Here is a 13,032-nt window from a genome sequence, read left to right as displayed (position 1 = left end):
CGCCCGGCCTCCGCGAGGGGCCGGGCCGACCACAGGAAGACAACACCATGCGTGAAGGCACCGCCACCGTGATCCGCCGCGAGGACTACGCCCCGCCGGCCTACTGGATCCGCTCGGTCGAACTGTGCTTCGACCTCGACCCGGTCAAGACGCTCGTGACCAACCGCATGCAGGTCGAGCGCAACCCGGACGTCGCGCCGCAGCCCTTGCGCCTGGACGGCGAGGACCTGAACCTGCTGCGCGTGCTGGTCAACGGCGAGTCGGTCTCGTTCCGCGTCGAGAACCAGCAGCTGGTGCTCGAGAACCTGCCCGAGGAGCCGTTCACGCTGGAGCTGCGCAACACCTGCGCGCCCGAGAAGAACACCCAGCTGTCGGGGCTGTACACCTCGGGCGGCGGCTTCTTCACGCAGTGCGAGGCCCAGGGCTTCCGCCGCATCACCTATTTCCTCGACCGCCCGGACGTGATGGCGGTCTACACCGTCACGATCCGCGCGGACCGCAGCAAGTACCCGGTGCTGCTGTCCAACGGCAACCTGGTCGAGACCGGCGAGCTGGACAACGGCCGCCACTACGCCAAATGGCACGACCCCTTCCCCAAGCCCAGCTACCTGTTCGCGCTGGTGGCCGCCAACCTGGTGTGCCGCGAGCAGAAGATCCGCACCGCCAGCGGCCGCGAGCATCTGCTGCAGGTCTACGTGCGCGCCGGCGACCTGGACAAGACCGAGCACGCGATGCGCTCGCTGATGGCCGCGGTGGCCTGGGACGAGCGCCGCTTCGGCCTGTCGCTGGACCTGGACCGCTTCATGATCGTCGCGGTCAGCGACTTCAACATGGGCGCGATGGAGAACAAGGGGTTGAACATCTTCAACACCAAGTACGTCCTCGCCAACCCCGCGACCGCCACCGACGCCGACTATGCCGGCATCGAGAGCGTGGTCGGCCACGAGTACTTCCACAACTGGACCGGCAACCGCGTCACCTGCCGCGACTGGTTCCAGCTCTCGCTCAAGGAAGGCCTGACGGTCTTCCGTGACCAGGAGTTCAGCCAGGACCTGGCCGGCTCGCCGAGCGCGCGCGCGGTCAAGCGCATCGAGGACGTGCGGGTGCTGCGCGCGCACCAGTTCCCGGAAGACGCCGGCCCGATGGCCCACCCGGTGCGCCCGGACAGCTACCTCGCGATCGACAACTTCTACACCGCCACGGTCTACGACAAGGGCGCCGAGGTGGTGCGCATGATGCAGACGCTGGTGGGCCGCGACGGCTTCGCACGCGGCATGACACTGTACTTCCAGCGCCATGACGGCCAGGCCGTGACCTGCGACGACTTCGCCCAGGCCATCGCCGACGCCAACCCCGGCAGCCCCCTGGCGCAGCGACTGGAGCAGTTCAAGCGCTGGTACAGCCAGGCCGGCACGCCGCGCGTCAAGGCGCGCGGCCTGTACAACGCCGAGCTGCGCACCTACACGCTGGAGCTCAGCCAGTCCTGCCCGCCCACCCCGGGGCAGGAAGTCAAGCAGCCCTTCGTGATCCCGGTCGCGCTGGGCCTGGTCGGCCGCGACGGCCAGGCCCTGCCGCTGCAGCTGGTCGGCGAGGACGCCCCGGTGGGCACCGAGCGCGTGCTGGTGCTGCACGAGGCCGTGCAGCGCTTCGAGTTCGCCAACGTCGAAGCCGAGCCGGTGCCCTCGCTGCTGCGCGGCTTCTCGGCCCCGGTGATCCTCGAGGACAGCCTCTCGGACGCCGACCTGCTGACCCTGCTGGCGCACGACAGCGACCCGTTCAACCGCTGGGAGGCCGGCCAGCGCCTGGCGCTGAACCGCCTGCTCGCCGCCATCAAGGGCGACGGCACGCTGCAGCTGGATGCCGCCTACGTCGAGGCGATGCGCGCCGTGCTGCGCCATCCGACGCTGGACGCGGCCTTCAAGGAGCTGGTGCTGACCCTGCCCGGCGAGAGCTACATCGCCGAGCAGCTCGAGGAAGTCGACCCGCAGCGCATCCACGCGGTGCGCGAGTCGATGCGCCTGCAGTTCGCCACCGCGCTGCAGGCCGACTGGGAATGGGCCTGGGAGACGCACAAGGACACCGGTGCCTACGCGCCCGACCCGGTCTCGGCCGGCCGCCGCGCCCTGGCCAACCTGGCGCTGGCCTACCTGTGCCTGGCCGCCGTGCCGTCCAACGCCCCGGTGTGGCCGGGCAAGGCCTACCAGCGCTTCAAGGACGCCGGCAACATGACCGACCGCCTGGGCGCGCTCAGCGCGCTGGTCGGCTCGCACAGCGAGCTGGCCGAGCCGGCGCTGGAGCGCTTCCACGCCCAGTTCAAGGACGAGGCGCTGGTGGTCGACAAGTGGTTCGCGCTGCAGGCCACCGCCCCCGAGAAGGAGGGTCGCGTGTTCGCGCGGGTGAAGCAGCTGATGTCGCATCCCGACTTCTCGCTGCGCAACCCGAACCGCGCGCGCAGCCTGGTCACGGCGCTGTGCTTCTCCAACCCGGCGGCCTTCCACCGCACCGACGCTGCCGGCTACGTGTTCTGGGCCGACCGCGTGCTCGAGCTCGACGCGATCAACCCGCAGCTCGCCGCGCGCCTGGCGCGTGCGCTGGACCGCTGGAAGCAGCTGGCCGAGCCCTACCGCAGCGCCGCCCGCGAGGCGATCGCGCGCGTGGCGGCCAAGGCCGAGCTGAGCGACGACGTGCGCGAGATCGTCACCCGCGCGCTGGCCGATTGAGATTCCACCATCACGGAGCTTTGCCATGGGTAAACGCATCAGCCTCACCCAGTACCTGGTCGAGCAGCAGCGCCTGCACGGGCACATCCCCGCCCAGCTGCGCCTGCTGATCGAGGTCGTCGCGCGCGCGTGCAAGCGCATCGCGATCAGCGTCAACAAGGGCGCGCTCGGCGACGTGCTGGGCAGCGCCGGCACCGAGAACGTGCAGGGCGAGGTCCAGAAGAAGCTGGACGTCATCTGCAACGAGGTGCTGATCGAGGCCAACGAATGGGGCGGTCACCTCGCCGCGATGGCGTCGGAGGAGATGGAAGGCATCTACCTGGTGCCCAACCGCTTCCCGCGCGGCGAATACCTGCTGCTGTTCGACCCGCTGGACGGTTCGTCCAACATCGACGTCAACGTCAGCATCGGCACGATCTTCTCGGTGCTGAAGAAGCCCGACGACCACGCCGGCGTCAGCGAGCAGGACTTCCTCCAGCCCGGCCGCCAGCAGGCCGCCGCCGGCTACTGCATCTACGGCCCGCAGACCACGCTGGTGCTGACCGTGGGCGACGGCGTTGCGATGTTCACGCTGGACCGCGAGCAGGGTTCCTGGGTGCTGACGCAGGACCAGGTCACGATCCCCGAGGACACCAAGGAATTCGCGATCAACATGAGCAACATGCGCCACTGGGCCCCGCCCGTGCGGCGCTACATCGACGAGTGCCTGGCCGGCAAGGAAGGTCCGCGCGGCAAGGACTTCAACATGCGCTGGATCGCCTCGATGGTGGCCGACGTGCACCGCATCCTCACGCGCGGCGGCATCTTCATGTACCCCTGGGACAAGCGCGAGCCCGACAAGCCCGGCAAGCTGCGCCTGATGTACGAGGCCAACCCGATGAGCTTCATCGTCGAGCAGGCCGGCGGCGCCGCGACCAACGGCCTGCAGCGCATCCTGGACATCCAGCCGACCAAGCTGCACGAGCGCGTCAGCGTGATCCTAGGCTCGAAGAACGAGGTCGAGCGCGTCACCGCCTACCACCGCGAAGCCGCGCAATGAGCCCCTTCCGCGACGACGGCGAAATTTGCTAGAATCGCTGTCTCTTTGCCGGTGTAGCTCAGTTGGTAGAGCAGCGCATTCGTAATGCGAAGGTCACCAGTTCGAATCCGGTCACCGGCACCATGAGACACCTCCCCAAGGGCCTGACGGGCAACCGCCAGGCCCTTGTTGCATTCAGGCGCAGCAAATACACCGGTGGCACGTGCGCGGGCGTGCCGGTTGCTGGGGGAATCCGCATGAGCTCACGAACCGCATCCCCCATGAAACGCGGCCTCGCCGCCGCCGTCCTGACCCTCGCCGCCGCCGGTGCCGCCACCGCGCAGGGCGGGCCGACCGCCCCCGCCGACGTGCAGCGCATGTACGAGACGCTGATGCAGGCCACGGTGCAGAACAAGGTGGAAGACTTCCACCGCGTCTGCCACGAGGACGTGCGCGCCGCGGTCACGCCCGAGACGCTGGCCGAGGTCAGCAAGGCGGTGCAGCCGGTGCTCGGCCCGGGTTATGGATCCGATTACCTTGGCCGCTACCGCAAGGGCGGCATGGACGTGCACCTGTACCGCGTCGACCCCGACCGCAGCGACGACGACCTGCTGGTCATCCTGGCGGTCCGCGGCGCGCGCTGCGCCGGCTTCATGATGCGCTGAGCCCCGCCAGGCGACTCCTGCACGGGCTGCCGTGCGGCGGCAGGAATGGCCGTCCCCCGCGGCGGGCGCGGGCGGGCACGCCTTCGTGCGCCCCGGCCGCACACGCGCCGCGGGCAATGGATAGACTTCGGGTCGCCGACCGCTGCGACGCCGATGACCTGCCTGCTGCCCTGCCGATTCCCCGCCGGGACCTGCCGCCCATGCTGACCGACCTCGAACGGGAAGCCCTGTGCCTGAGCCTGCAGGTGGCGGCCTGGGCCACGCTGCTGTGCCTGCCGCCCGCGATCGGCGTGGCCTGGCTGCTGTCGCGCAGCCGGCTGCCCGGCAAGGCGCTGCTGGAAGCCCTGGTGCATGCACCGCTGGTGCTGCCGCCGGTGGTGGTCGGCTACCTGCTGCTGATCACGCTGGGCACGCGCGCGCCGCTCGGGCGCTGGCTCCACCAGCAGTTCGACATTCAGCTGATCTTCACGACCGAGGGCGCCGTGGTCGCCGCCGCGGTGATGGCCTTCCCGCTGATGGTGCGCGCGATCCGCCTGTCGCTGGAGGCGGTGGACCGCGGGCTGGAAGTCGCCGCGCGCACGCTCGGCGCCGGGCGCTGGGACGCCTTCGCCACGGTCACGCTGCCGCTGATGCTGCCGGGCATCCTGTCGGGCTGCATGATGGCGTTCGCCGCCAGCCTCGGCGAGTTCGGCGCCACCATCACCTTCGCCTCCAACGTCGAGGGCGAGACGCGCACGCTGCCGCTGGCGATCTACACCGCCACGCAGACGCCCGACGGCGACGCGCTGGCACTGCGCCTGGTGGCGCTGTCGATGGCGCTGGCGCTGGGCGCGCTGGTGCTGTCCGGGCTGCTGGAGCGGCGCACCCGCCGCTGGCTGGGGCGCGCATGATCGAGCTCGCCTTCCGCCGCGACCTCGGCCCCCTGCAGCTGCAGGTGCAGGTGCAGCTGCCCTCGCAGGGCATCACCGCGATCTTCGGCCGCAGCGGCTCGGGCAAGACCAGCCTGATCAATGCCGTGGCCGGCCTGCTGCGCCCGGATGCCGGGCGCATCCGGGTGGGCGAGCGGGTGTTCTTCGACGCGGCACGGCGCATCGACCTGCCGATGGAGCAGCGCGGCATCGGCTACGTGTTCCAGGACGCCCGGCTGTTCCCGCACCTGAGCGTCGAGGGCAACCTGCGCTATGGCCTCAAGCGCTGGCGTGGCGCGCCGCGCATCGGCTTCGACGCGGTGGTCGAGGTGCTGGGCATCGGGCACCTGCTGCAACGCCGCCCGCACGCCCTGTCCGGCGGCGAGCGCCAGCGCGTCGCGCTCGGCCGGGCGCTGCTGCGCCAGCCGCAGCTGCTGCTGATGGACGAGCCGCTGGCCGCCCTCGATGCGCCGCGCAAGGCCGAGGTGCTGCCCTACATCGAGCAGCTGTGCGAGGAGTTCGCGCTGCCGGCGCTGTACGTGAGCCACTCGGTCGACGAGATCACGCGCCTGGCCGACCACCTGGTGATCGTCAGCGAAGGCCGCACCGTGACCCACGGCCCGCTGGCCGAGGTGATGTCCAACCCCGAGCACGCGCCGCTGATCGGCCGCTTCGAGGCGGGCGTGGTGCTGGACTGCCAGGTCGCGCGGCACGACCCGCACTACCAGCTGTCCACGCTGCGCTTTGCCGACGGCGAGCTGCGCGTGCCGTTGGTGGACCTGCCCGAAGGCACGCCGGTGCGCGCCCGGCTGCGCGCGCGCGACGTCGGCGTGGCGCTGTCGCCGCCCACCGACGTGAGCCTGACCAACCGGCTGCAAGGCACCGTGCTCGCCCTGACCCCGCGCGACGGCCCCTACATGGACGTCGCCATCGGCCTGGGCTCGACGCAGGTGCGCGCGCTGATCACGCGCGAATCGTGCGACCGCCTGAAGCTCGCGGTCGGGCAGACCGTGTGGGCGATGGTCAAGTCGGTGGCGCTGGACAGCCGCAGCGTGGGCTTCGCGCGCCGGCCGCGGGCACAGGCGCCGGCACCGGAGGACGCGCCGTCCGGCTGAACGGTGCCCCGCGCGAGCTCAGGCTTCCGGCTCGGCCGGCGGCGGGGGCAGCTGGGTGGCCAGCACCTTGTCGACGCGCTTGCCGTCCAGGTCCACGACCTCGAAGCGCCAGCCTTCCCATTCGACCACGTCGGCCGTCTTGGGCAGGCGCCCGAGCAGCAGCATCAGCATGCCGGCCAGCGTGTTGTAGCGGCCGCGGTCCTCGTCGGGCAGCTCCTTGAGCAGCAGGCGGTCCTTCAGCTCCTGCACCGGGATCAGGCCGTCGACCAGCCAGGAACCGTCGTCGCGCTTGACCATCCAGGCCTCGCCCGGCACCGCCGAGGCGAACTCGCCGGTGATGGCCTCCAGCACGTCCTGCAGGGTGATCATGCCCTGGATCTCGCCGTACTCGTCGACGACGAACACCATCTGCATGTCCGAGGCGCGGAAGCTCTCCAGCAGCTCCATGCCGGTCAGCGTCTCGGGCACGAACACCGGCGTCTGCAGGCCGGCCTCCAGGTTCACCTCGCGGCCGTGCGCGAGCTGCTGCAGCAGCTGGCGCGCGGTCATCACGCCGATCACGTCGTCCAGCCCGCCGCGGCAGACCGGGTAGCGCGAGTGCTCGGTGGACGCGACGATCGCCAGCGCCTTCTCGGGCGGCTCGGAGGCATCCAGCCAGACGATGTCGCCGCGCGGGATCATCATCGAGGTGATCTGGCGCTCGTCGAGGCGGAACACGTTGCGCACCATCTGGTGCTCGTGCGCCTCGATCACGCCCGCATCCAGGCCTTCCTCGAGGCTGGCGGCGATTTCCTCCTCGGTGACCATGCGCACCGGCATGTCCTTCAGCCCCAGCAGGCCCAGCACCGCCTGCGTCGCGCCGGTGAGCACCACCACGAAGGGCTTGGCCACGTAGGACAGCCAGTTCATCGGCCGCGCGACGATGCGCGAGACCGTCTCGGGGTACATCTGCCCCAGGCGCTTGGGCACCAGCTCGCCGAAGATGATGGTCAGGAAGGTGATGCAGGCCACCACCAGGCCGGTGGCCAGGATGCCGGCGGCCGCCTCTGCCAGCGGGAACATCTCCAGCAGCCACACCGCCAGCGGACCGGCGAACGCGCTCTCGCCGACGATACCGTTGAGCACCCCGATCGACGTGATGCCGATCTGCACGACCGAGAGGAACTTGGTGGGGTTCTCGTGCAGGTCCAGCGCCGCCTGCGCGCCGGCCTCACCGTTTTCGACCATCACCTGGAGCCGCACCTTGCGTGCCGCCGTCAGGGCCATCTCGGACATGGCGAACACGCCATTGAGCAGGATGAGGAAGATCAGTAACGCAGCGTCCATGCGCGGCCGAAGAAACTCCGGAGAAAAGTCGAAAACCCTGCCAGCGTAGCAGAATCGGGACATGATCTACCTCATCGGAGACCTCCAGGGCTGCTGCGACGCCCTGGACCGCCTGCTCGCCACGCTGGATTTCAGCCCGTCGCGCGACCGCCTCTACGTGCTCGGCGACCTGGTCAACCGGGGCCCCTGTTCGCGCCGCACGCTGCATGTGCTGCGCGGCTTCGGCGACGCGGCGACCTGCCTGCTCGGCAACCACGACCTGCACCTGCTGGCCGTCGCGCATGGCGTGCGCCCGCTGCACCGCAGCGACACGGTGCGCGACATCCTCGACGCGCCCGACCGCGACGAGCTGCTCGACTGGCTGCGCCAGCAGCGCATGGCGGTGCAGGCACACGGCTGGCTAATGGTGCACGCCGGCGTCGCCCCGGCCTGGGACGCGGCGCTGACCCTGCAGCTGGCCGGCGAGGTCGAGGCCGCGCTGCGCTCGCCCGAGGCCGGCGACTTCTTCCACGCGATGTACGGCAACGAGCCGGCCCGCTGGAGCGACGACCTGCAGGGCCACGACCGCCTGCGCAACGCCGTCAACACGCTGACGCGGCTGCGCTTCTGCACGCCCGACGGCCACATGGACTTCGCCGCCAAGGACGGCGCCGACCAGGCCCCGCCCGGCCACCTGCCCTGGTTCGAGGTGCCCGGCCGCAAGACCGCCGGCGTGCCGATCGCCTTCGGCCACTGGTCGACGCTCGGCCTCATCAACCGCCCCGACCTGCTGGCGCTGGACACCGGCTGCGTCTGGGGCGGGCAGCTCACCGCCGCCCGCATCGACGGCGGCCGGCGCGAGATCATCCAGGTGCCCTGCCAGCAGGCGCAGAAGCCGGGTTGAGGGCCTAAGCCCCGCCCGCGTGACGGCGCCGGCCGGCCCGGGGTAGGATCGCGGCATCGTCCGCTGGCACGGACGGCCGACGGAGGTGTGGCCGAGTGGTTGAAGGCACCGGATTTGAACTCCGGCAACGGGCGACCGTTCGTGGGTTCGAATCCCACCGCCTCCGCCAGACGGGTGCGATCCGCGGCGCTCCGCGCGCGGGCATCCTCCCCGTTCCTGCACGGCCCCGCAGGTAGAATCGCCCGACGTCTGTCCGCACGCCGCGCCCGCGGCGCTCTGCCGGACCAGCCCTGGAGGTGTGGCCGAGTGGTTTAAGGCACTGGTCTTGAAAACCAGCGAAGGGGAAACCCTTCCGTGAGTTCGAATCTCACCGCCTCCGCCATCCCTCGACTCCCGTCACCGACCAGACTTCTTCACGGTGCCTCGTTCCGTATCGCGAAGTCCGCCTCCGTGTAGCTCGGATCCCGCGCGGACAGGAGGCGATAGTCGACCCGCAGTGTCCCGTAGCCCCAATTGGCGATGATCTGCCGGGTGGCCTGTGCGTCGAAAGTGAGCACGCAATCGAGATGCGTGCCCGGGACCAGGCGGTAGGGCCACACGATCGCTCCCTGGCCGGATGGGGAGGTGCCCAGCCCCAGGCCGCTTCCCGAAACCTCGGCCTTCCTGCAGGTCAATGGAACCCCCTTGGGCCGGGCGAGGCTGGCGCCCATCAGATACATCCCGTGCGGCGTCGCATTGATCAGGTGCAGTTCCACGACATGCTGGCTGCCTTCCTGCCGGCTGCGCAGCACGTGGGTCACCAGGGGGGTGCTGGACCTCAGCAGCGGCAGGACCGCGGAAGCGATGTCCGCGGCCGACTTGCCCGCGGCCAACGCACTGACCAGCAATCCGATCGCTTCCCCCACGACCGCCTACGGGTGATGGGCAGCCCCCGGGCCCCCGGGGGTCGAGACATCACTGTCGGGGATCGAGCCCCGGCTGCCCGGAGTCGAGACGGTAGGTGAGGTCGGCATCGCCAGGCCCTCCGCGTACTGTACGGAAAGCCACTTTAGGTCATCGACCGCCGCTGTCCAGCGGCCAGACGCTGACCTTCACCTCCAGCCGCTGCTCCCCGCCCCCCAGGATCACCCCGCGCAGCGGTCCGGCTTCGGCGAAGTCGCGCCCCCAGGCCAGCGTGACGTAGCGCGTGTCGGCCAGGCAGCCGTTGGTCGGGTCGAGTTCCACCCAGCCGTGCTGCGGCGAATGCGCCGCCACCCAGGCGTGCGTCGCGTCGGCGCCGACCAGGCGCGGCTGGCCCTCGGGCGGATGGGTCAGCAGGTAGCCGGACATGTAGCGCGCCGGCAGGCCGTGGGTGCGCAGGCAGGTGATCATCAGCTGCGCGAAGTCCTGGCACACGCCCTTGCGCTCGGCGAGCACCGCATCGACCGGGGTGCTGACCGTGGTGGCCCCGGGCACGAACTCGAACTCGCGGTGGATGCGCTGCATCAGCTCCAGCACGGCCTCGAGCCAGTCGCGCCCGGGGTGCAGGCTCGCGGCGGCGTAGTCGCGCGCCGCCTGCGACCAGGGCAGGCCCGGCGTCGTCTCGCGCATCAGGGCCGCGTCGAGGCCACCACGCATCGACGCCTCGCGCACGGCCTCCCACGGCTCGGGCACGGCCGGGGCCCATGCCGGGCGCGGGGCCACCTCCACCTGGCAGGCCATGCGCACCTCGAGGTGGGTGTGCCTGCGGTGCAGCGCAAAGCGCGTGACCGCGTTGCCGCAGGCATCGAGGCCGGTGGTGCATTCGTCCGGCGTGGGGTCGGGCACCAGCGTGTGCCACAGCGTGTGCTGCCACGGCAGCGCGCGGGGCGTCAGGCGCGCGAGCTGCCAGGACGCCGAGACCGGTGCGCCGTAGTCGTAGCGCGTGTCGTGCTCGATGCGGTAGCTGGCGAAGGCGGCGTTCATGCGGGGAGCTGGCTGCGCGGCTGCGCATGGGTGAAGAAGGTGTGCGTCGCGGCTTCCGAGGCGGCATGGACCGCGCGGCGCACGTCGCGCAGCAGCTGGCGCAGCGCGGGGTGGTCCGGCGCCAGGTCTTCGGGCGCGAGCTCGCGCAGCGCGGCATGCGGGCCTTCCAGCAGGGGGCTCGCGAAGGGGCCGTGCAGCTGCTCGATCTTCTGCACCATCGCCAGCAGCTTGGGCAGCAGGAAGCCGATGGACCGGGTGTGGGTGTCGTCGCGCACCAGCATGTCCAGCACCGGCAGCCATTCGGGCGGCACCAGGTAGCGCGAGCGGTAGGTGACGGTGGAGTCGCACAGGTCCAGCAGCCAGTCGAGCCCGCCCTGCCCCGACGCGATGGCGTTGTCGATCGCCAGCGCCAGGAAGTCCAGCCGCTCGATGTGCCGGCCCATGGACATGAAGTGCCAGTCGATGCCGCGCGTCATGCCGTCGAGCGCGAAGCCCGAGAGCGTCACCAGCGTGGTGACGGCGCGGTCCAGCCAGCGGAAGGCATCGGGCAGCGAGGCCGGGCGCTGGAGCACCGGGTCGTGCACCAGCTGGTTGAGCGTGCGCCAGTTGTCGATCGAGAGCCGGTCGCGCAGGCAGAACGCCGCACGCCCCATCTGCTGCAGCACCGCCCCCAGGCCGCGTTCCGGCTGCGTGGCGGCCGCGAGCAACTGCGGCACCGGATCGCCCTGCGGGTCGTCGACCAGGCACCAGGCCTGCGCCAGCGCCAGCACCGGCTGGCTGCCTTCGTCCTGTTCCTCGGCCTCGGCCGCGCAGCGCGACAGCGCGACGCGCAGCAGGCGCGCGGTGCATTCGCTGCGCTCGGCGTAGCGGCCGTACCAGAACAGGTTCTCCGCGACGCGCGAGGACAGGTGCGCGCGCGGCGCCTTCAGGTCCGCCAAGGTGATGGTGGTGCGCAGCAGCGACAACGAGGACGCCGTCGGCCGCTCCGGCAGCACCCAGGTGTCCTTGGAGCCGCCGCCGCGCTGCATCGCGATCACGTCGGCGTCCGGGGCGGCGGCCATGCGCGTGAGCCCGCCCGGCATCACCGCATAGCCGTCGCCGGTGGCCACCGCGAACACGCGCAGGCCCACCGCGCAGGCCATCAGCTGGCGCGGCCGGGCACGGTCCAGCGCGGGCGCCTGCGACAGCCGCACCCATTCCTGCGCGACGTAGCGGTGCGGCTGCTGCGCCACCTGCTCGCGCAGCGCGGCGCGCCGGGTGGCCGACAGCTCGCGCCCGAACACCGGCCCGTCCTGGGAGGCGCTCGTGCCGACCGGCTTGACGATGAGCTCGTCCAGCCGCTGCCACGCGTCGTCGAGCGCGGCAGGCTCGCCCAGCCACCAGGTCGCCACCGAAGGCAGCCGCAGCGGCTCGCCCAGCAGCTGCTCGCACAGCGCCGGCAGGTAGCCGTACAGCGCCCCGGACTCGAGCACGCCGCTGCCCAGGCTGTTGGCCAGCAGCACGCTGCCGCGGCGCGCGCATTCGGTGAGGCCGGGCACGCCCAGCGCCGAGTCGGCGCGCAGCTCGAGCGGGTCGCAGTAGTCGTCGTCCTGGCGGCGCACGATGGCATGCACGCGCTTGAGCCCTTCGACGGTCTTGAGCCAGACGCGCCCGTCGCGCACCGTGAGGTCGCTGCCCTCGACCAGCGGGAAGCCCAGGTAGCGCGCGATCAGGGCGTGCTCGAAGTAGGTTTCGTTGTAGGGCCCGGGCGTCAGCAACACGGTCAGGTGCGGGCCGTCGCCCCGCGGTGCGTGGCGTGCGATGGATGCGCGCAGCGCGGCGAAGAACGGCGCCTGGTGCTCGACGTCGAGCTCGCGGAACAGCTCCGGGAACATGCGCGAGACCACCAGCCGGTTCTCCAGCGCATAGCCCGCGCCCGAGGGTGCCTGGGTGCGGTCGGAGAACACCCACCAGCGCCCGTCGGGCGAACGCGCCAGGTCGGCCGCGTAGAGGAGCAGGTGGATGCCGCCCGGCGGCCGGATGCCCTGCGCCGGCGGCAGGTAGCCGCGGTGGCCGTACACCAGCGCCGGCGGCAGGCGCCCCTCGCGCAGCAGCGCCTGCGGCCCGTAGATGTCGGCCAGCAGCGCGTTGAGCAGGCGCGCGCGCTGGGCGATGCCGGCCTCGATCTGCGCCCAGTCCTGCGGCGAGACCAGCAGCGGGATCGGATCGACCTGCCACGGCCGGTCGGCACCGCGCGGATCGGCGTACACGTTGTAGGTCACGCCGTTCTCGCGCACCTCGCGCTCGACCAGCGCCATGCGCTCGGCCAGCTGCGCCGGCGCGGCGGCCGCGAGCGTCTGCATGAAGCGGCGCCAGTGCGGACGCAGCTCGCCCGGCGCGGCAAAGGTCTCGTCGTAACGCTGGGGCGACGCGCGGTAGCCGTCGAGCAGGGACAGGGACATGGCGGCAGTCTG

The 13,032-nt window shown here is 71.2% G+C and carries 10 protein-coding genes and 3 tRNA genes; 9 read left to right on the top strand and 4 right to left on the bottom strand.

From position 1 onward, the window contains the following. Positions 1-47: 47 nt before the first annotated feature. The 6 genes from pepN (at position 48) to modC (ending at position 6,426) form a co-directional block, all read left to right on the top strand. Positions 48-2,720, top strand: a complete 2,673-nt coding sequence (pepN, locus tag IS481_RS05340) for an aminopeptidase N (protein ID WP_104357502.1) — start codon at positions 48-50, stop codon at positions 2,718-2,720. A 25-nt stretch (positions 2,721-2,745) separates the two neighbouring features. Beyond that, positions 2,746-3,759 carry a class 1 fructose-bisphosphatase gene (locus IS481_RS05335; RefSeq protein WP_104357501.1) on the top strand — a complete coding sequence of 338 codons (1,014 nt, stop codon included), beginning with the start codon at positions 2,746-2,748 and terminating at the stop codon, positions 3,757-3,759. A 47-nt stretch (positions 3,760-3,806) separates the two neighbouring features. Next, a tRNA-Thr gene (locus IS481_RS05330) sits at positions 3,807-3,882 on the top strand. A gap of 137 nt (positions 3,883-4,019) precedes the next feature. Further along, the gene (locus IS481_RS05325; RefSeq protein WP_104357500.1) at positions 4,020-4,403 is read left to right on the top strand and encodes a hypothetical protein; all 384 of its coding nucleotides are present in this window, start codon (positions 4,020-4,022) and stop codon (positions 4,401-4,403) included. Between the two features lie 116 nt (positions 4,404-4,519). Further along, positions 4,520-5,293 (top strand): molybdate ABC transporter permease subunit, encoded by a 774-nt coding sequence (gene modB / locus IS481_RS05320; protein WP_247709561.1) that lies wholly within the window; start codon positions 4,520-4,522, stop codon positions 5,291-5,293. After that, a complete protein-coding gene (modC, locus tag IS481_RS05315; RefSeq protein WP_104357499.1) occupies positions 5,290-6,426 on the top strand; it encodes a molybdenum ABC transporter ATP-binding protein in 1,137 nt (378 codons plus the stop codon). Before modB ends, modC begins: the two co-directional genes overlap by 4 nt. Positions 6,427-6,444: 18 nt before the next feature. Here modC and IS481_RS05310 read toward each other — a convergent pair whose 3' ends face one another. Continuing rightward, positions 6,445-7,752: a hemolysin family protein gene (locus tag IS481_RS05310; protein WP_104357498.1), complete on the bottom strand. Its 1,308-nt coding sequence runs from the start codon at positions 7,750-7,752 to the stop codon at positions 6,445-6,447. A gap of 61 nt (positions 7,753-7,813) precedes the next feature. Between IS481_RS05310 and IS481_RS05305 the strand changes: the two genes are divergently transcribed. The 3 genes from IS481_RS05305 (at position 7,814) to IS481_RS05295 (ending at position 9,017) form a co-directional block, all read left to right on the top strand. Continuing rightward, the gene (locus IS481_RS05305; protein ID WP_104357497.1) at positions 7,814-8,635 is read left to right on the top strand and encodes a symmetrical bis(5'-nucleosyl)-tetraphosphatase; all 822 of its coding nucleotides are present in this window, start codon (positions 7,814-7,816) and stop codon (positions 8,633-8,635) included. Between the two features lie 81 nt (positions 8,636-8,716). Beyond that, positions 8,717-8,804, top strand: a tRNA-Ser gene (locus IS481_RS05300). A 123-nt stretch (positions 8,805-8,927) separates the two neighbouring features. Continuing rightward, a tRNA-Ser gene (locus IS481_RS05295) sits at positions 8,928-9,017 on the top strand. A gap of 31 nt (positions 9,018-9,048) precedes the next feature. On the opposite strand, the gene IS481_RS05290 is transcribed toward IS481_RS05295, so the two are convergent. From IS481_RS05290 to IS481_RS05280, 3 genes are all read right to left on the bottom strand, one after another. Beyond that, positions 9,049-9,540, bottom strand: a complete 492-nt coding sequence (locus IS481_RS05290; RefSeq protein WP_114699285.1) for a hypothetical protein — start codon at positions 9,538-9,540, stop codon at positions 9,049-9,051. A gap of 148 nt (positions 9,541-9,688) precedes the next feature. Continuing rightward, positions 9,689-10,579: a transglutaminase family protein gene (locus IS481_RS05285; RefSeq protein ID WP_104357495.1), complete on the bottom strand. Its 891-nt coding sequence runs from the start codon at positions 10,577-10,579 to the stop codon at positions 9,689-9,691. After that, a complete protein-coding gene (locus IS481_RS05280) occupies positions 10,576-13,020 on the bottom strand; it encodes a circularly permuted type 2 ATP-grasp protein (RefSeq protein ID WP_104357494.1) in 2,445 nt (814 codons plus the stop codon). The genes IS481_RS05285 and IS481_RS05280 overlap by 4 nt, the downstream gene beginning before the upstream one ends. Positions 13,021-13,032 lie beyond the last annotated feature (12 nt).

Source organism: Caldimonas thermodepolymerans, assembly GCF_015476235.1.
Taxonomy (GTDB): Bacteria; Pseudomonadota; Gammaproteobacteria; order Burkholderiales; family Burkholderiaceae_C; genus Caldimonas; species Caldimonas thermodepolymerans.
The sequence above is the reverse complement of the archived record's forward strand: the minus strand, read 5'-3'. Positions and strand labels throughout refer to the sequence as shown.

What these genes read in the sequence shown, in the direction of transcription:
- IS481_RS05310 (WP_104357498.1), bottom strand. Translation starts at nt 7,752, where the DNA reads ATGGACGCTGCGTTACTGATCTTCCTCATCCTGCTCAATGGCGTGTTC.
- IS481_RS05285 (WP_104357495.1), bottom strand. Translation starts at nt 10,579, where the DNA reads ATGAACGCCGCCTTCGCCAGCTACCGCATCGAGCACGACACGCGCTAC.
- IS481_RS05305 (WP_104357497.1), top strand. Translation starts at nt 7,814, where the DNA reads ATGATCTACCTCATCGGAGACCTCCAGGGCTGCTGCGACGCCCTGGAC.
- IS481_RS05335 (WP_104357501.1), top strand. Translation starts at nt 2,746, where the DNA reads ATGGGTAAACGCATCAGCCTCACCCAGTACCTGGTCGAGCAGCAGCGC.
- modB (WP_247709561.1), top strand. Translation starts at nt 4,520, where the DNA reads ATGGATAGACTTCGGGTCGCCGACCGCTGCGACGCCGATGACCTGCCT.
- modC (WP_104357499.1), top strand. Translation starts at nt 5,290, where the DNA reads ATGATCGAGCTCGCCTTCCGCCGCGACCTCGGCCCCCTGCAGCTGCAG.
- pepN (WP_104357502.1), top strand. Translation starts at nt 48, where the DNA reads ATGCGTGAAGGCACCGCCACCGTGATCCGCCGCGAGGACTACGCCCCG.
- IS481_RS05280 (WP_104357494.1), bottom strand. Translation starts at nt 13,020, where the DNA reads ATGTCCCTGTCCCTGCTCGACGGCTACCGCGCGTCGCCCCAGCGTTAC.
- IS481_RS05325 (WP_104357500.1), top strand. Translation starts at nt 4,020, where the DNA reads ATGAAACGCGGCCTCGCCGCCGCCGTCCTGACCCTCGCCGCCGCCGGT.